General features: G+C 43.1%; 17 protein-coding genes. 7 read left to right on the top strand and 10 right to left on the bottom strand.

Translation table 11 applies throughout. The annotated features are described in order from the left end of the window. Window positions 1–7: 7 nt before the first annotated feature. Window positions 8–925, top strand: coding sequence for a hypothetical protein (locus FTV42_RS11195; RefSeq protein ID WP_180038793.1), 918 nt, complete (start codon window positions 8–10; stop codon window positions 923–925). Here FTV42_RS11195 and FTV42_RS11190 read toward each other — a convergent pair. The 4 genes from FTV42_RS11190 to FTV42_RS11175 form a co-directional block, all read right to left on the bottom strand. Next, window positions 922–1,767: a lysophospholipid acyltransferase family protein gene (locus tag FTV42_RS11190; protein ID WP_180038792.1), complete on the bottom strand. Its 846-nt coding sequence runs from the start codon at window positions 1,765–1,767 to the stop codon at window positions 922–924. The genes FTV42_RS11195 and FTV42_RS11190 overlap by 4 nt on opposite strands. Before the next feature lie 18 nt (window positions 1,768–1,785). Continuing rightward, window positions 1,786–2,007 (bottom strand): hypothetical protein, encoded by a 222-nt coding sequence (locus FTV42_RS11185; RefSeq protein ID WP_004278319.1) that lies wholly within the window; start codon window positions 2,005–2,007, stop codon window positions 1,786–1,788. A gap of 116 nt (window positions 2,008–2,123) precedes the next feature. Beyond that, entirely contained in the window at window positions 2,124–3,908 is a 1,785-nt protein-coding gene (gene aspS, locus FTV42_RS11180) for an aspartate--tRNA ligase (RefSeq protein ID WP_180038791.1), read from the bottom strand. 162 nt (window positions 3,909–4,070) lie between these two features. Then, window positions 4,071–4,835 carry a DUF4184 family protein gene (locus FTV42_RS11175; protein WP_180038790.1) on the bottom strand — a complete coding sequence of 255 codons (765 nt, stop codon included), beginning with the start codon at window positions 4,833–4,835 and terminating at the stop codon, window positions 4,071–4,073. Between the two features lie 141 nt (window positions 4,836–4,976). Here FTV42_RS11175 and znuD point away from each other — a divergent pair, with 141 nt between their 5' ends. Both znuD and FTV42_RS11165 read left to right on the top strand, forming a co-directional pair. Next, a complete protein-coding gene (gene znuD / locus FTV42_RS11170; RefSeq protein ID WP_180038789.1) occupies window positions 4,977–7,115 on the top strand; it encodes a zinc piracy TonB-dependent receptor ZnuD in 2,139 nt (712 codons plus the stop codon). A 106-nt stretch (window positions 7,116–7,221) separates the two neighbouring features. Then, window positions 7,222–8,685, top strand: coding sequence for a phospholipase D-like domain-containing protein (locus FTV42_RS11165; protein ID WP_180038788.1), 1,464 nt, complete (start codon window positions 7,222–7,224; stop codon window positions 8,683–8,685). Between the two features lie 84 nt (window positions 8,686–8,769). Here the strand turns inward: FTV42_RS11165 and FTV42_RS11160 are convergent, their stop codons facing one another. Next, complete coding sequence (locus FTV42_RS11160) at window positions 8,770–9,228, bottom strand: hypothetical protein (RefSeq protein ID WP_044112823.1); 459 nt, start codon at window positions 9,226–9,228, stop codon at window positions 8,770–8,772. A gap of 180 nt (window positions 9,229–9,408) precedes the next feature. Between FTV42_RS11160 and FTV42_RS11155 the strand changes: the two genes are divergently transcribed. Then, complete coding sequence (locus FTV42_RS11155) at window positions 9,409–9,861, top strand: RcnB family protein (RefSeq protein ID WP_180038787.1); 453 nt, start codon at window positions 9,409–9,411, stop codon at window positions 9,859–9,861. A 194-nt stretch (window positions 9,862–10,055) separates the two neighbouring features. Here the strand turns inward: FTV42_RS11155 and FTV42_RS11150 are convergent, their stop codons facing one another. Next, window positions 10,056–10,553 carry a phosphate-starvation-inducible protein PsiE gene (locus tag FTV42_RS11150; RefSeq protein ID WP_004647497.1) on the bottom strand — a complete coding sequence of 166 codons (498 nt, stop codon included), beginning with the start codon at window positions 10,551–10,553 and terminating at the stop codon, window positions 10,056–10,058. Between the two features lie 174 nt (window positions 10,554–10,727). On the opposite strand from FTV42_RS11150, the gene FTV42_RS11145 reads away from it, so the two are divergent. Beyond that, window positions 10,728–10,934, top strand: a complete 207-nt coding sequence (locus FTV42_RS11145) for a hypothetical protein (protein ID WP_005261855.1) — start codon at window positions 10,728–10,730, stop codon at window positions 10,932–10,934. Between the two features lie 60 nt (window positions 10,935–10,994). Here FTV42_RS11145 and FTV42_RS11140 read toward each other — a convergent pair whose 3' ends face one another. The 3 genes from FTV42_RS11140 to FTV42_RS11130 all read right to left on the bottom strand — a co-directional run bounded on the left by FTV42_RS11140 (window position 10,995) and on the right by FTV42_RS11130 (window position 15,654). Further along, a complete protein-coding gene (locus FTV42_RS11140) occupies window positions 10,995–12,776 on the bottom strand; it encodes an acyl-CoA dehydrogenase C-terminal domain-containing protein (protein WP_180038786.1) in 1,782 nt (593 codons plus the stop codon). A 168-nt stretch (window positions 12,777–12,944) separates the two neighbouring features. After that, complete coding sequence (locus FTV42_RS11135; protein ID WP_180038785.1) at window positions 12,945–14,747, bottom strand: acyl-CoA dehydrogenase C-terminal domain-containing protein; 1,803 nt, start codon at window positions 14,745–14,747, stop codon at window positions 12,945–12,947. Between the two features lie 301 nt (window positions 14,748–15,048). Then, on the bottom strand, window positions 15,049–15,654 hold the full coding sequence (locus FTV42_RS11130) for a hypothetical protein (RefSeq protein ID WP_180038784.1): 606 nt from the start codon (window positions 15,652–15,654) through the stop codon (window positions 15,049–15,051). A gap of 134 nt (window positions 15,655–15,788) precedes the next feature. Between FTV42_RS11130 and baeS the strand changes: the two genes are divergently transcribed. Both baeS and FTV42_RS11120 read left to right on the top strand, forming a co-directional pair. After that, entirely contained in the window at window positions 15,789–17,441 is a 1,653-nt protein-coding gene (gene baeS, locus FTV42_RS11125; protein WP_180038783.1) for a sensor histidine kinase efflux regulator BaeS, read from the top strand. Window positions 17,442–17,454: 13 nt separating this feature from the next. Continuing rightward, window positions 17,455–18,141: a response regulator gene (locus FTV42_RS11120; RefSeq protein WP_004278304.1), complete on the top strand. Its 687-nt coding sequence runs from the start codon at window positions 17,455–17,457 to the stop codon at window positions 18,139–18,141. 203 nt (window positions 18,142–18,344) lie between these two features. Here FTV42_RS11120 and FTV42_RS11115 read toward each other — a convergent pair whose 3' ends face one another. Beyond that, window positions 18,345–18,899 (bottom strand): GNAT family N-acetyltransferase, encoded by a 555-nt coding sequence (locus FTV42_RS11115; protein ID WP_180038782.1) that lies wholly within the window; start codon window positions 18,897–18,899, stop codon window positions 18,345–18,347. Window positions 18,900–18,949: the final 50 nt, after the last annotated feature.

Here is an 18,949-nt window from a genome sequence, read left to right as displayed (position 1 = left end):
GATATATATGAAAGATTTGAAATCATCAATTATCTTAGGTGCTGCTACCGGCTATACTCCCGATAAAGTTGAGATTTTTTTAGAAAGCCTTTTTCATGCAAAATATAAAGGTAAAGTTGTACTCTTTATTAATGATGATCAATATAAAGATTATTGTACATATTACTCAAAAAAAGCGTATGAATTTGAACTTGAGTTTAATTTGAGTAAAATTGGTATATTGAGTTCTACAAAAAAAATGAGTAAAAATGTTAAAAAATTAATAAAGATTCTTAGTAGTATAGTTGTTTCATTGGAACCACGTCTTAAAAAAGATTTTATTTATTTTCTCGGTTTGCCTCATGTTTCTAGATTTTTTGATTACTATGAGTACCTTTTATTAAAAAGTAATAATCAAGATATTATGCTGACAGATACTAGGGATGTAGTAGTTCAAAAAAATCCATTTGAAAGCAATCTAAATGGATTATATTTAGGAATGGAAGATGAGCGTGTTTCGATTGCACAGGATGATTTTCATATAAAATGGATTTCAGACGTATATGGAAAAAAATATCTTCAAAGCATTGGGTCTAAAAAAATTTGCTGTGCTGGTGTAACTTTAGGAGATCATGCTTCAGTTATGTGTTATTTAGAAGCGATGATTACTGAGTTTATGTCTCTTCCATATTATAAAATGGTTCGATCTAATTATGATCAAGGGATACACAATAAATTACTTTATTCAAAAAGTTTTAAAAATGTAATTTGTTGTGAACCGCTCAAATCAATTATTTCAACAATAGGTTTAGTTCCAAGAAACGAAATAATACTAAATGAACATCATCAAGTTTTAGATTTTGATGGAAGTATATCAAATATCATTCATCAGTATGATCGTCATAAAGATGTTGAAAAAATATTTATAAAAAAATATTTAAACTAATTTTTTACTTTCCTAAACCGTTTATACCCCCACAAATACTGTTCTGGAGCGACATTAATCATGCGCTCCATTTCTTTATTTAAGGTATCGACAGAAAGCTGTAGGTCTTTCGACGAAATATCGTCAGAAAGTTGGGTCACAACAATATCATAACCGGATAAATCATCACGTCTGAGACAGCTTAAACCTACGACTGAACATTGTGTTTTGGCTGCCAGTTTGGAAAGAAGCGTAGAGGACAGCGCATTTTGACCATAAAAATAAGAATAGATTCCACCAGATTCTTTAGGAACATGATCCGGCAAAATTGCAGAAAAACCACCCTGTTTTAAATGCTTAAACACAGCACGTACCCCAGAATCATCTGTAGGGACCAGTGTTGCATTCAGGCGTTGCCGAGCTTCAAGCATAAAGCGGTCAACATCTTGATTCTTGCTGGGCTTATACATAATCACAGGAGAAGTGTGTTGATTGACCCAGACATTCAATAGCTCCCAAGTACCAAAATGAGGCACCACCGCCAAACAGCCATGAGGATTTTGCAGAGCTTGCAGGAAAATATCTTCACCCTGCACATCTCGAATTAAAGACAGTGCATATTCAGAAGATGATCCCCAAATCTTGACTGATTCCGCATACGTCATGCACTGACTTTTCAGGCTGCGTTTAGTCAAGTCAGCCCGTTCAGATTCAGAAAGTTCAGGATAAGCAGAGGCCAGATTAATCTCGGTCACTCGGCGTGCAGAAGAATGGCTGAGATACAAAAGCGATCCAGCCAGTTGCGCAAGATTTTGAATGAATCTTAATGGAAGCTTGGAGAAATTTTTAAGTAGGGTGTACATGGTGTCCAGATGGTCAGATTATAGGTCTTTGTCCGGATTGCCTTTCAGCACCATATAAATCAAACCTACAAAAATCAGCAGGGCACCTAAAATACTGCTCAGGCAGAAATACACAATACGGTCATTGGTATCGAGGTTGAACAGGTTGTTGGCAAGGATATAGCGCATGAACAGCCATTGAACCACTGAAAATACAATAAGCATAATGCTGCGATTACGAACTGCAGGACGCATAGCCATTGCTAATTACCTTAGATTAAAAACTGTGGCTATTATGCCACTGTTCCAGATACGACTCAATCTTACAAAAAAAGCCCTGCACGAGGCAGGGCTTTTTCACTTAAAACGTCAAGAAATTATTCTTGAGATTCAGCTTTTGGTTTTTCACGTAAGCGAATACCAAGGTCACGCAGTTGGTTTGATTCAACTGGTGCTGGCGCTTGAGTCAATGGACATTCAGCAGTCTTGGTTTTCGGGAACGCGATCACGTCACGAATTGAAGAACCGCCAGTCATGAGCATCACAAGACGGTCAAGACCAAATGCCAAACCACCATGCGGAGGAGCACCGTAACGTAATGCATTTAACAAGAAGCTGAATTTCTCTTCTGCTTCTTCTTCACCAATGCCAAGCGCTTCAAAGATCGCTTTTTGCATTTCAAGGTTATGGATACGCAGTGAACCACCACCGATTTCAGTACCGTTCAATACCATATCGTAAGCCACAGAAAGCGCAGCGCCTGGGTTGTTCTTCACTTCTTCTACGCTAGATTTTGGAAGCGTGAATGGGTGATGCACAGATGTCCATTTACCATCATCAGTTTCTTCGAACATTGGGAAATCAACCACCCAAAGTGGCGCCCACTCGCAAGTTGCAAGTTTCATGTCATGACCGATCTTCACACGAAGCGCGCCCATGGCATCGTTTACAACTTTGGCTTTGTCTGCACCGAAGAATACGATGTCGCCATTTTCAGCGCCAACACGTTTCAATAGATCAAGCACGATTGGCTCGATGAATTTCACGATTGGAGATTGAAGACCTTCGATACCTTTTTCAAGTTCGTTGACTTTGATGTAAGCCAAACCGCGTGCACCGTAGATGCCTACAAATTTGGTGTATTCATCAATCGCGCTACGTGGAAGTGAACCAGCACCCGGTACGCGAAGCGCAACGATACGACCTTTAGGATCTTTTGCAGGGCCTGCGAATACTTTGAACTCAACGTCTTGCATTAAGTCTGCAACGTCAACCAGTTTCAAAGGAATACGCATATCCGGTTTGTCAGATGCATAGTCACGCATTGCATCGTTGTAGGTCATGCGTGGGAATTTATCAAACTCAACATTTAGAAGTTCTTTGAACATCTTAACGGTTAAAGTTTCCATTAAATCCATGATGTCATCGTCACTCATGAACGATGTTTCAACGTCGATCTGGGTGAATTCAGGCTGACGGTCCGCACGCAAGTCTTCATCACGGAAACATTTCGCGATTTGGTAGTAACGATCAATACCGCCCACCATCAACAACTGTTTGAATAGCTGTGGCGATTGTGGAAGTGCGTAGAAGCTACCGTTAGATACGCGGCTTGGCACTAAATAGTCACGCGCACCTTCAGGCGTTGCACGAGTTAAGATCGGAGTTTCAACGTCTAGGAAGCCATTGTCTTCGAAGTAGTTACGAATCAGGTTGGTTAATTTAGAACGGAAACGTAAACGATCTAGCATTTCTGGACGACGGATGTCCAAGAAACGGTATTTCAAACGAATTTCTTCAGAAATATTGGTGTTTTCGTCATTCAAAGGGAATGGCGGAGTGTCTGACTGAGCAAGAACTTCAATTTCTTTACCCAAGACTTCGATCTGACCGCTCACCATATTGGCATTTTCTGTGCCTTCATAACGGCGACGTACACGGCCTGTAATTTTTAATACGAATTCTGAACGTACTTTGTCCGCAGTTGCGAATGCTTCAGGGGTATCCGGGTCAATAACCACTTGAACAAGACCGTCACGGTCACGCATATCAAGGAAAATCACACCACCATGGTCACGGCGACGGTGAACCCAACCGCATAATGTTACAGTCTGGTCAATTTGAGTTTCGGTTAAAGAACCGCAGTAATGAGTTCGCATCATAGCGTTAGAAATCCAACTATATGGGTTAAGGTCAGCGAATACGTAAACAGCGTACCGCTTTGAGTAGAGGTAGGATTATGCCTCTTTGGGCATGTTGTCACAAGAACTTGGGTCAAAAACAATATCATTTTAAAGTGAATAGGCGCAAAGCCAGTGCTTTGTCTAACCCATCTTGCGATCTCTGTCTAAAAATAAAAACAATAAACAGCCCAGACTGAAGGTGATCAGAAAGCCTTGGCTAAATTCATTGATCGAGCGGCCAGTAAAATAGTAGAGATCTGATTGCCAGACTTCCGTAGAAATATAGCGCGCATAATCCCAGACAGAAAATAGGCCGGTAAATATAGAAAACAGCAATAAGCCCCAGGAAAATGCTTTGATTTTCACACTAACTGCAAGATATTGCTGGTGAGTTTTATAGTAATGCAGGCTCATCCACAAGATAAGAGGCAAGACAATCACTGAGGTACCAATCTGTAAAATCCGGTGCAGCGGATAACTTTTTCCAAAGAGCTGGAAGTGTTGGGCTAAGACGTCATGAAAGGCAAAAGTTCGAAAATCGACGTGAGTCAGTCCATCCCAGATTAAATGGGTGGCTGTACCGACGATCAGTGCCAGACACATTACCAGGATGAATTTTAGTGCTGAAAGGATATTGTGAATCTTTAAATCATGCTGAATACCGATGAAACGGTAAATCACGGGCCGGTAAATTAGGTACCAGACGGCACAAAAAGCCAGACCGATCCAGAGATCTGGATGAATCAGCGAAGACCATAAATGGGTAATATTAGAATTAGTATGAGTAAACAGACGATAAAGATCTGGAACCATGCTGCCAATGGCCAGTGCAGCAACAGGGAGTCTATTCCCAGTCAAATATGAAATAGGTGGAGCAAGCACAGCATGCGATAAGGTAAAGGGCATAAAAATAGTGTTTTTAATGTAATAAAAAATATTAGAAAGACATTCTAATAAAATATTCAGCTCATTATCGTAAAGGATTGCAAAAATAATGAAATGTTATATTATAACATTCACCCAGATTACTGAATTTGAGCTTCGGTCATGTCCTTCCCTAAGAATCTAATAACATTGTCAATTTTTGCTGTAGTTGCGCCTACAGTATTTGCAGAGCAATCCTCATCTTCTATCCCGGTACAGACCCTGGACACGATTCAGGTGCAAGCTCATCCATTGGTGCAGACTGCGGCAGATTTTGCGGTTGCAGATCATGTCGTGGATCAGAAAGCACTGTCTGAACGCGCCACCACCATTGGAGATGCATTGGCAGATGAACTGGGCGTATATTCTAACCAGTTTGGTACGGGGGCCAGCCGTCCGGTGATTCGTGGGCAAGATGGGCCACGTGTCAAAGTCTTGCAGCATGCTTCAGAGACAGCCGATGTTTCCACGTTATCTCCAGATCACACCGTCACCGTCGATCCGATTTTGGCAAAACAGGTCGAAGTGATTCGTGGGCCATCGACGTTGCTCTATGCAGCAGGAACAGTGGGTGGTCTGGTCAATGTCACCGATCAGAAAATTCCAACGCAAATGCCTGAAGATGGTCTGGAAGGTACAGTCGGTCTGCGCTATAACACGGGCAGTGATGAGAAACTGGCCAGTGCAGGAATTACGGCTGGAATTGGTGAAAATTTTGCTTTGCGTGTAGAAGGCTCAAAACGTAAGGCCAATGATTATATTGCACCAGATTATGTCGTTGAAGAGTCTCATGGAGATCACTCACATTTTCATAAACAGCGCCGTGTAGACAATACCTTTGCCGAAGGGCAAACGGTGAATATTGGTGGATCATGGATTCATGACCGTGGTTTTGTCGGCTTATCTTATAGTAACCGCCAAGACCAATATGGTCTGCCAGGACACAGCCATGAATATCATGGCTGTGAAATTCATGGCGATCATTTTCACTGTCCAAAACCGGGTGAAGATGAGCACGATCATGAAGAAACCGCGGGTCCTTGGGTAGATTTAAAGTCTGAGCGTTATGATGTCCGTACCGAACTTGAACAGCCTTTTGCCGGTTTTGAAAAGTTACGTGCGCATGCCAGCTTTACCGATTATGAACATGATGAACTGGAAGAAAATGCAGTCATCAGTAACTTTAAAAGCAAGGGCTATGATGCACGTTTAGAACTGGTGCATGTTCCTGTCGCAGGTTGGGAGGGGGTGATTGGAACCCAGCTTTCACAGCAAAAAATTAATTTATCCGCTCCAGAAGCACATGGTCATGCAGAGCACGATCATGAAGGACATGAGCATGATCATGGTGAGCATGCGAGTCATAATCATGATGTGCTGATGGCAGACACCAAAACCCAGAAATACAGCTTATTTGCTTTGGAACATAAACAGATCGGTGATGTACATGTGGAACTTGGAGCACGTGTCGATCATCAAAAAGTAACAGTAGACTCGGAACAGAAAGATTATTCCGGTACGGGTCTTTCCGCATCTGCGGCTGCGAATTGGGAGTTTGCACCGAGTTACAAACTGTCTGTAGTCGGATCACATCAACAGCGTTTGCCTCTAGCGCAAGAGCTGTATGCTGATGGTTTGCATTTTGCGACCAATACCTATGAACTCGGTAATCCTGATCTCGATAAAGAAACTTCAAATAATCTTGAGTTAGGTCTGCATTATGAAGGCGATAAACTCGACTATCACTTGCATGTCTATCACAACTGGTTTGATGATTATATCTATGGCGAAACGGTAGCGCAGAAAGGTAATTTACGGGGCGTGCAATATACCCAAGACAAAGCCAGATTCTATGGTACAGAAGCACAAGCCGGTTATCAGATCAATGATATGTATAAGCTCAGCGTCTTTGGGGACTATGTGCGTGGCAAGATTGAAGCTGAGAATGCACCACGTGTACCTGCAGGTCGTTTAGGAACAAAAGTTGAAGCAGACTTTGCCGATGGTTGGTCAGGTCTGGCTGAATATTATCATGTCTTTAATCAGGACAAGATCGCCAGCTATGAAGATGAAACCCAGGGCTACAATATGGTGAATGTTGGCTTAAGCTATGCCAATAGCCTTGCAGATAACAATGCTTATCGGGTTTATTTCAAGGCCAATAACCTGCTTGATGATCAGGTGTATTCACATACTTCCTTCCTGTCGAATATTCCGCAGGTGGGTCGCAACTTTACTGTTGGCGTGCAGTATGATTTCTAACAGGTCTACTGAAATAATCGACCAAATCATCTAGATCTCACCGAAATCTACTTGAAAAATCATAAGATAAAACCTAGCCTGAGTATATTGGGTTAGGTTTTTTCTTATGCGTATCTTTCAACGAATTCACAATAAATTAAACTGGTCGAATCGCCGTTATGTGGCTTTGATCATTAGTATGCTGGCCGTGGGTTATCTGGCTTCGGCGATCTACCACACGTATAAGCCTTTGCCGGAAGGTCTGAATTACACAGGCAAACTGCGTCATGCCGAAGTCAAATTTCTGGCCGATCAGACTTATCTGGATGCAGAAGGAAAACAGCATTTAGATCATCGCATTTTTAATGAAATGCTGAAAATGATTGAAGAGGCCAAATCACTGATTGTGCTGGACATGTTTTTATTTAATCAGCAAACCGGTGCATCTACGCAGCAGCATCAGGCACTGAGTCAACAGCTGAGTGATGCTTTAATCAGTAAGCGCCTGCTGCAGCCTGAGGTGGAAATCAAGTTTATTACCGATCCGATTAATTCAGTTTATGGCGGGATTAGATCTGAGCAGTATCGGAAATTACGTCAGCACGGTATTGATGTGATTGAAACCAATCTGACGCCGTTGCGCGCTTCCAATCCAAGCTGGTCCGGCTTCTGGTATATCTGTTGCCAGGGCATTGGCAATAATCCGGAAACAGGCTGGTTGCCAAACCCATTTGGCCCAGAAAAAATTACTCTGCGCAGTTATTTTGATTTATTTAACTTTAAAGCCAATCATCGCAAAACCATGGTGGTGGATACTGATCAAGGCTGGAAAGCACTGGTCACGTCCATGAACCCGCATGATGGCAGTTCACGGCATTCCAATATTGGTTTATTGGTCTGGGGGAGCACAGCTGTGGATATTTTGAAAACAGAACTGTCTGTGGGCATGATGTCACAAGCGAATATGCCAGCCATTGTCGCTGGGGATTTTCAGGCAGACAGTAGCCAGCCACAAGCTCAGGTGCTGACTGAAAAAGCCATTTATGATGCGATTCTGAATCTGATTCAGACCGCGAAAGCCAGTGAACAGATTGATCTGGCAATGTTTTATCTGTCTGAGCGAAAAATTATCAAAAGTCTGATAGCGGCCCATGAACGTGGTGTCAAAGTCCGGATTTTACTCGACCCAAATAAAGATGCCTTTGGCCGTGAAAAGAATGGAATTCCAAATCGGCAGGTGGCTTCAGAATTGCACGAAGCGGGTATAAATGTACGTTGGTGTCATACTCAGGGTGAGCAATGTCATAGCAAGATCCTAATGAAGCGCAATGCTCAGCAAGCTGAAATGATTTTAGGTTCGGCCAATTTTACGGTACGCAATTTGAAAAACTATAATCTGGAAACTAATATGCGCGTGGTGGGTCAGCCTCAGGCCGAAGTCTTCCGGGATGCCCAGCAATATTTTGAGGGTGCATGGTCAAATCTAAATGGCCGTTCGATGAGCGTAGATTACACTCAATATGCAGAAAACTCGTTCTTTAAATATTGGCTGTATCGTTTTATGGAATGGAGCGGCTGGTCGACGTTTTAATTTTAAATCCCTCCTGACCTCCCTTTTTAAAAAGGGAGGAAAGTCCCTCTTTGAAAAAGAGGGAGTTAGGGAGATTTTTTATTATCAGCTTTTTGATTCTGGATTCGGCGGAACCAGCTGATCCAGCTCTTTATCCGTTAATTGATCCAGCTCAGAAATATCTGTTTTAATTTTCCATTGCGCTTCATCATCGACTGGATTTGGTAGACGCGCTTCTAGCCAGTCACATACGACATCGGGCGGGAAATCGGCATGATTACACTGAATCACCCAGCACAAGAAATCTCTGGCGATACCATTCATATACGGTGGTGGAGATACTGGCAGGAACTGCGTCGGAAGACGTTCATTTTTAGAAATATAATTCAGGACATGTCCCAGCTCTTGCACAGTTTGCCAAGCCAGCGGATGATCGACATTGATCTGAAACTTAAACCACCATGCCTGTTTGCCATCTGAACCATAGCTATCAATCCGTTCTTTCTGAACACTCGGCACTTTAGAAAAATATTCATGTAAACGATCGAAATTTAAATCAGACACAGTATTCAACTCGAAACATTAAAAAAAGTAATTTTAGCATAAAGCAGTAGTTTGCCGACGTGCCTGTCAGATTGAAAATAGGCGAGCGCATTACAAAAAATTGCAGCTCCAGCGAGCTTATCCATATTTTCTGCATCTATTTTGTTTAAAATATAAGCAGATTATTCGGAGGAAGCTCAAATGAGAATCGTACTATCGAGTGCAATATTGGCTGCATTGCTATTAGGAGCTTCCGCACAAAGTATGGCTGGCAATGCTTGGGTGGGTTATGGTGGTGTAGATCGATCCACACCGAATTATCGCAGCGCTCCACGATCTTATGATCCACCACGGCAGTATTATCCGCAACGTCCGCTGCCACCAAGACCACATTACCCGCAACGACCACCATATTGGGGCTATCCACCTGCACAGAGTCAAAGTGGATTAAACATTCAGTATCAGGCACCGACCACTATTTATCAAAATTCGAATAGTTATAGCTGGGTCAATGGTGATCCGAATGTTGCCCGGATTGAAAGTTCGAGATATACGGTAATTACCGATTGGCAGCGTTTAGGGTTACCAGCACCACCGCGTGGCAGCTACTGGATTTATGAAAACGGACGCTATGTGCTGGTGCCGAATCGTTAAACTGCTCTAAACTCTGAACGGATAATTCAGTTATAAACGTCAATAACTCAAAAAGACCAAAATAGTTCCCTCTCCTGTGAGGAGATGAGTAGCACCTACGCAAGGGAGAGATTGCTTGAGATAAATCTCCCAAAACCCTAAACGAGGCTTAAGTATTACTTTAAGCTGAAGTGCAAAAAAGAGGGCTTAAAAGACTATGCCAATTCATCATCTTCTGGACGCGGTGTTTTGCCAAGCGGTAATGGCTTTTCACTATGTTTGTCACGAATCACGGATGGATAAGTCCATGAGGCATAGCGCACCACTAATATCGCAAAGGCCAGAATCAGAATCGAACCGGTAATAATCACCAGATCCATGCTGGCTTTATGCGTGTGTTGAATATCTGCAATCAGCAAACGGGTCAGTGCAGTAATGGCAATATAAATCAGGAAACGTACTGGCATATGGTTGGTTTTGAAATAGATGCCGACCATGGCACCAAGTTCCAGATAAATAAACAACAGAAGAATGTCGTCAATGGTGGCGAACTGTTTCACGGTCAGAATGTCAATGACGGTATGGCCAGCGGACCAGATCACCATACAGCCAATAATAAACAGCGCAATATAATGAAAGCTTTCTACAGCAAGATTGCCAAGACGGTCGAGGAGAGCTTCAAATTTTTCAATTTTCGGACGTGATTTAGACATATTATCCTCCTGATTTTTCATGTGAAATAAAGATAGTTGCAGAATAACGTGCAAAGATCATGCACAGAATGATTGAATGAAAAATAAAGATTAAATTATTTGAACTTTTGCGCTTTTTTTAGACTAAATTGCTATATTGTATGGGTGGTAACATTGAATAAATAGGAGAAAAAAGTGTTAGATAAAATTCAAACAAAAATTAGCCAATTAGAAGCCGGAAAAAAATTAATCCTCGGCGTAGGCATTAAGGCTGAAGATATGCAAAAGGTGGTGGAGCTCTGCGAGTCTTTAGAGTCAGAGGGGAATATCAAAATTGTGAATAAACATTCGAATCCGAAAAGCAATAATCAGACGGATACCTTGCTAATTCAAAAAGTTTAATTGTTGCATTTTCATAAAAAACGCCTGCTGATGCAGGCGTTTTTATTGCAGATTTTTAGCTTAAGCTTGAGTCGTGAAATAATCTTCAGAGAAGTTCATGATGACGTCAGAACCTGATTTCACTTTAGTAATGCGTAATGCCAATTCAGGCAGAATGCGTTGTACAAAGTAACGTGCCAGAGCGATTTTATTTTGATAGAACTCACCGTCTTTATTTTTCGCTGCATTGGTAATGCGCGCGAACATATAAGAGAAGCTCAACAGACCTACAGCGTGCAGATAGTCAACTGCGGTTGCATTCGGGAAGTCATGGCTTTCTCGTGCTGCTTCCAGAATGTACTGAGTCACCGATTCAACTTCAGTTGCTGCATCCAGTGTGGCATCTTTAATAAAGTTTAGATCCGCATCCAGACTATTGGCAAAGTCACGGATTTCAGAGATATATTCAGAGATATATTCGCCGCCACATTTAATGGTTTTGCGGCCGATCAAGTCTTGTGACTGTACACCGTTGGTGCCTTCATAGATCTGGGAAATACGTAGGTCACGGATACATTGCTCCAAGCCCCATTCACGGATATAGCCATGACCACCGAAGACCATTTGTGCATCTAGGGTCGCCTGGAATGCGGTATCCGTTAAATACGCTTTCGCGATTGGTGTTAATAGCGCAACGCGGTCATTGGCTTTTTTCACCGCTTCAGGATCAGTAGAGAATTTGGTGATATCCAGTTGCTGACCTACATAAACTGCAAAGGCACGCGAAGCTTCATTATTGGCACGTACATTCAGCAGCATACGGCGTACATCACCATGCACTAGAATACTGTCCGCAGGTTTGTTTGGTGATTGAACGCCAGCCGCGCTGCGACCCTGTAAACGGTCTGTCGCATATTGCGCAGCGTTTTGATAAGCGAATTCAGAAGCGCCTAGGCCTTGGATACCCATCGACAGACGTTCATAGTTCATCATCACGAACATTGCAGCGAGACCTTCATTTTCTTTACCAACGAGGTAACCTTTCGCACCGTCAAAGTTCATTACACAGGTTGCTGATGCCTTGATTCCCATCTTGTGTTCGATTGAACCTGGGCCGACCGGGTTACGTTCGCCAATAGAACCATCTTCATTCACCAGGAATTTCGGTACGATGAAGAGGGAAATACCACGAGAGCCGGCAGGCGCATCTGGGGTTTTTGCCAGAACTAAATGAATGATGTTTTCCGCCAGGTCATGGTCACCGCCAGTGATGAAAATCTTGGTGCCGCTGATGCTATAAGTGCCGTCTTCGTTACGTTCAGCTTTGGTTTTGATAATACCCAGATCAGTACCGGCATGTGGTTCGGTTAAGCACATGGTGCCTGACCACTCACCCGAATAAATTTTAGGTAAATAGGTTTCTTTTTGTGCTTGTGAAGCATAGCTGTTCAGCGCCATGCCCGCACCAACAGAAAGCAATGGATACAGCATGAAAGACGGGTTGGTGGCAAACAGCATTTCATCAGAAAGTACCGTTAGCATTTTCGGCATTTCCTGGCCGCCCCATTCCATATCTGCGCCCAGACCAATCCAGCCACCTTCTGCATATTGTTTGAACGCTTCTTTAAAGCCAGCAGGTGTGGTCACATTACCATTTTCAATTTTTGCGCCTTCTTCATCGCCGGTACGGTTCAGAGGAAGCATGACGTTTTGAGAAAATTTTGCCATTTCTTCAAGAATCGCTTCTGCTGTCGCAGCATCCAGATGCGCTAGATTTTCATTGGCCTGCCAGAATTGTTCTGCATTGAAGACATCGTTCAGGATGAATTTCATATCGGCAAGTGGCGCGTTATAAATTGGCATGGTGTGTCACCTGTTTATTGTTTGATTAAATGAGTTTTAATCAGTCTAAAACACTCAAAATCTGAATGTTAGACGACTAAAGGTTAATTCTGTAACTCTTTATAAAGAAAAAGGACTGCCTGTTGATTGACCGTCCTTTTTCTGAAATGTAGCTAGTCTGAGACTAACTTAGAATGCAAAGTGTTCCGCATCCAGGTTCATCAATGGCTCTACACCTGTCGCAATCACTTCAACGTGTGAACGAACGCGTGGCAGGATTTTCTTGAAGTAGAAGCGTGCTGTCGTCACTTTGGCATTGTAGAAATCAACATCAGTGGTGCCCGCAGCCAGTTGCTCCTGAGCAACCAATGCCATACGTGCCCATAGGTAAGCTAGAGTGACATAACCAGAGAAGTAGAGGTAATCGACTGCAGCCGCACCCACTTCTTCAGGGTTTTGCATCGCGCGCATACCAATCTGCATGGTCAGATCGCCCCATTCTTTGTTCAAGGCAGCCAATGGTTCAACGAATTCTTTCATTGCAGCATTGTCTTTGTGCGCTTCAGCAAATTTATGGATGATCTTGGTGAAGTCTTTCAACATTGCACCTTGCGTACCCAATACTTTACGGCCTAACAAGTCTAGTGCCTGAATTTCAGTGGTACCTTCGTACAGGCAAGCAATACGTGTATCACGTACGATCTGCTCCATACCGTGCTCAGAAATAAAGCCATGACCACCGAATACCTGAACACCGTGTTTCGCAGCTTCAGAACCGGTTTCAGTCAGGAATGCTTTTGCGATTGGTGTTAGCAATGACAGGATGTTGTCTGCAAATTTACGGTCTGCTTCTTCTGCAGCATGTTCAACCACGTCAGCATATTGTGCTAACAGGTAAACCAGTGCACGACCACCTTCTGCATATGCTTTTTGAGTTAAAAGCATGTTACGTACCGCAGGATGCACAATGATTGGATCTGCTTCTTTTTCAGGTGCTTTAGGACCAGAAAGAGAGCGCATTGCCAGACGATCTTTTGCGTATGCAAGCGCGCCTTGGAATGAACCTTCAGATGCTGCAAGACCTTGAACTGCTGTACCGATACGTGCTGTGTTCATGAACGTGAACATGCAGTTCAAGCCGCGGTTTTCAGGTCCAATCAGGAAGCCTTTAGCATTGTCAAAGTTGATGACACAAGTCGCGTTACCATGGATACCCATCTTGTGTTCGATCGAACCACAACGTACGCCGTTACGCTCGCCAATAGAACCGTCAGCATTCAGGTTGAATTTTGGCACGATGAATAATGAGATACCTTTGGTACCTTTCGGTGCACCTGGCAGACGAGCAAGTACGATATGGATAATGTTCTCTGCCATGTCGTGTTCACCAGCAGAGATAAAGATCTTCTCGCCAGAGATTGCGTAGCTACCGTCCGCTTGTGGTTCAGCTTTAGTACGGATAATACCCAAGTCAGAACCCGCATGAGATTCAGTTAAGCACATGGTACCCGTCCATTCACCTGAAACCAGTTTAGGCAGGTAAGCGTCTTTTTGTTCAGCTGAACCATGATGTTCTAAAGTACGAACCGCACCGTGAGACAGGCCAGGGTACATGCCCCATGCCCAGTTCGCAGTACCCACCATTTCAGAAATCGCGATACCTAAAGAGTTCGGTAAGCCTTGACCGCCGTATTGTTCTTCAGCAGAAAGAGAAGGGAAGCCAAGCTCGATGTATTTTTGGTACGCTTCTTTAAAGCCAGTCGGAGTCGTAACAACGCCGTCATTCCAGGTACAGCCTTCACGGTCACCGGTCTGGTTGATCGGAGACAATTCGTTTTCACAGAAGTCGGCCGCAGCTTCTAAGTACTGATCTACCAGCTCACGGCTTACGTTTTCTTGGAATGCAGGGAGATTTGCATAGTGTTGTTCAGCATTTAATAATTCATGCAACACAAATTGCATATCACGTAAAGGCGCTTTGTATTGTGGCATATCGGTTTCCTCAATACTGGTTGAACCAGCGTTATAATCTTAGATGAACTAAAACCTGTCTTCACTGACACGGTTTGGAATGATCTAATCGTGCAACAACTTCCCCTGCGGTACAAGCTTTTCGGGGTGTTTTCTTGGTGACTGTAAAGTCAAAGATTAATCTGAATAGTGCCTTAAATGTCTTGCGTATAAAGACTTTAGTCATATTTTGTAGGAAAGGAATAGTCAACTGCATGCATGAAAGAGCACGCAATAAAAAAGCACCCGAAGGTGCTAGTTGTGAAGCCTTGATTTCTATGCATTAATAGGCAGAGGCTGTGGGCTGGAAACGAACATGACATTTACCATTGATGGTTTGTTCGCCCATCTTGATCTGTGCAGCTGTTCCGTCTTTTTTGCCTTGACAGGCTTGCAGCATGGCTCGTTGATGTGCCTGATGTTGAGCGAGGCGCTGATCAAACTGTTTGGTTAATTCTGCACGTTTGGCATCAGTCAAGACTTCACCGTGCATCATGCCTCTACGCATATCGGCACGCATTGGATGATGTTCAGCTTTCATGCCACGATGTTCATCGCGATGGCTTTTCATCTCTTTACGATCTGCTTTAAAGACCATCTTACAGGTGCCGTCTATGGTCTTGTCACCAGTCTTGATTTGAATGGCTGAACCCACGGCTTTATTGTCACAAGCTTGTTGAAGCTGTTTGGCAAACTGCATGCGTTCTGCACGCTTCGCCTTAAACTGTTCACGCTGTTCGGGAGTTAGATGCTGTTTTTTGCCTTCATGATGTTTCATCATGTGGGGATGATCGTTGTTTGGGACATTGCTGGTGGATTGACAGGCAGTCAACGCACCCATTGATAAAACACTTGCACTGATTAAAGCTATTTTTGTCATAGTTTGCATTGTATTTATCCCGTCAAGAAGCTGATTCTATGTTAGATAAAGATTAAACAATAAAGATGTAGAAACAATGAAGGGTTTTTTGATGCAGTGTTCGCTACAATAATGAATATAGAAGAAAAATTGAGATTTCTATTTTGAACATTCGCCGCATTCCCATTGCATTACGTCTATTTTTGACCGTGCTGTTGACCACGCTGGTCATTACCACGGTAAGTCTGGGTGTATTGCATCTGAATATGCAGCGTAATTTCGCCCGTTATGTCGCTGATGTCGAAATGCAGAAGCTGGATTATGTGATTGAAAATCTGGCAGATGTCTATGCAGTCTATCAGGACTGGGGCAATGCGATTCAGGCACAGATCCTCCAGATGGAAGGTGAAGCTGCACCGGATGATTATGACCGTTTGTCACGCTGGTGGTTACGCCGTCAGTATGATATTGCCTTGCAGCAGCGTTATTTTCAGGAACAGACTCTGGCTCAGGTCGCACCCAGTATGGTAGATCCGGCGCTGCCACAACGTCAGGTCAATGAAGAAGAATTACGTGTGCTGGCATCTAATTTGCCTTCACAGTTTCAGCCCTTTGAAGGCTTGAAATTCCCGCTCAGCTCCAATCAGAATCTGTTTAGGGCTGATCGCAAGAATGGGGAACAGCCAGCACAGCAGCCGACCGGCAAGAAACAGTTTATCCAGATGCCGGATCGTCTTGGTCTCAGTTCACGTCTTTCTCTGTATGATGCCAAGCGTCGTTTTGTGGTCGGTGAGGCTTCGGATGAGCAGATTTCTTATCGCCCAATTATGGTGAATAACCATATTGTCGGCTATTTGGGCTTAAAACCGGTTCTGGATCAGGATGATGCCTTAAGTATCAATTTCTTTAGTAACCAGAAGCGTTATTTATTTCTGGTTTATGCACTCAGTATTTTGGCGAGTCTGATTGCGTCCCTGTTATTGGCGACTTATTTCAAAAAGCCGATTCAATGGCTGCTCAATGGCACACGTGCCTTGACCCAAGGAAATTATCAATATCAGGTTAAAGTGAACCGGAATGATGAATTAGGTGATTTATCCAATGAATTAAATGCATTGGCGGTGATTCTGGATCAGCATGAAACCTCACGCCGTCAGTGGGTGGCAGATACTTCGCATGAGTTAAAAACGCCACTAGCAGTCTTACAGGCACAGATTGAAGCGATGCAGGACGGAATCCGTAAACCAACGCCTGAACATTTTGCTTCTATGCTGGCGCAGGTAAACAGCCTGAAAAAACTGACCCAAGATCTTGCCGCGCTGGCACAGGTCGATGCCCAGCAATTACAATTCTATTTTTCGACGGTGAATCCGTGGGAGGTGTTGCAGCAGGAACTCATCAACTTCCAGCCGAATTTTGAGCAGGCTGAATTGACGGTCAATGCAGACGGTGAGGGAACTGAGTTAAATCTGGATCTGGATCGTTTTAAACAGATTGTGGCGAACTTGCTCAGTAACAGTATTCGCTATACTGAAGCAGGCGGGCAGGTGCATATTCATACGACACAAGATGATAAAGAATGGACCTTATATATCGATGATAGTCCGTTTGGCCTGAATGATGAACAACTGGCGCGTATTGGTGAGCGTTTCTACCGTGTCGATGATTCTCGTACCCGGGCGACTGGCGGAACCGGACTGGGTTTGGCATTATCATGTAAAATTACGCAGGCGCTGGGCGGCAGCTTAAGCTTTGCACATTCACCACTGGGTGGTTTACGATGCAAGCTGAGCTTTCCTAAACAAATGAAACCATGAAGGGAATAGATTGATGAAACATGTCATGCTGGTTGAAGATGAAATCGAACTTGCACAGTTGGTGCGAGACTATCTGGAAGCTGCTGGTTTTGAGGTCAGTATGTTTCATGATGGACAGGAAGCATATAACAGTTTTACCCAACGTAAACCGAGCCTGATGATTCTGGACTTGATGGTACCACGTATGGATGGCCTGACCATTTGCCGTAAAGTCCGTGAACAGTCGGATTTACCGATTATTATGGTAACCGCGCGTACTGAAGAAATTGACCGGGTATTGGGTCTGAATATGGGTGCAGATGATTATCTCTGTAAACCGTTTAGCCCGAAGGAACTGGTCGCGCGTGTACAGGCTGTGTTACGTCGTCTGGACCGTAAATCAGAACCGGAAAGCAATGATTTATTCCGCATGGACAAATCACAACAGCGCATCTGGTACCAGCAAAAAGCCTTGAATTTAACGCCAACTGAATTCCGTTTGCTGGAGTTATTCCTAGAACATGTCGGACAGGTATATTCACGTGCGCAATTGCTGGATCATATTAATCCGGACAGTTTTGATGTGGCTGACCGTGTCATTGACAGTCATATCAAGAATTTGCGCCGTAAGATTTCAGATGCGGCTGAAACCGGCAACCGTCATGAGTGGATTCAGGCGGTGTATGGGGTCGGTTACCGTTTTGAATATCCTGAAGACTGATTAAGTTTTTAATGTTTAAGAGAAGCGAATAGGTGAGAACTTATTCGCTTTCTTTATAAAGCATTATTTTTTTTGATTTTATGAAAAGAACAGTACACTTGTATAATGCCTCCTGGATCATTTTAGAGGGTTCTGAAACCTATGGTTTGGATGGTTAAGAATTTATTCTGATCGAGGGCGAAAAACTGTTGGCTATCAATATTTTAATTTATTTCAATATAATAATGAATGCAGTCTCTAGTATCCTCACAGATTAAAGGAAATCTTGCCCAATTTTTTAAAATGCCTGTTTGGGTGAAACCTGATTTAATCAGGACGTTTTTTGATCTGGTATGTTCTGCATCACAAAAAGTCTCAATTCTTTCAAGAGTGCTATTATCTTTTAAATAAGTAAGTACAGCTTTTAGTGACTCTTGCATGAACCCTTGTCCTTGAAATTTTTTTCCTAGCCCAAAGTGGATTTCCCCACAATTCTCTTTATTAAAAAACAATAGAATTCCCAGAGCCAAATCGGTTTTCTGGTCGCTGACAATCCAGGCAAAATTTTCATCTGGGTCTTCCCAGTTTACCCCACACCAATTTTCCAACATGTTTTTTGTCTGACTTATATTTTTATGTGGCATTCTCTGGAGATATTTGCTCGCTTCCCAGTCTCCGAAATATTCAGTAAAGAGAGAGTTTTCATCCCCAGTCTGAAATTTACGTAAATTTAGACGATCAGTTTTTATAGGCGAAGCTAATACTTTGCGAGTTTTCATAGTTATTTAATTTGAAATTCTAGCCTTAGTTTAAAAATATATGATCAGCT

It is taken from the genome of Acinetobacter sp. YH16052, from assembly GCF_013417155.1.
Lineage (GTDB): Bacteria > Pseudomonadota > Gammaproteobacteria > Pseudomonadales > Moraxellaceae > Acinetobacter.
This window is presented reverse-complemented; position numbering and strand designations above follow the sequence as displayed.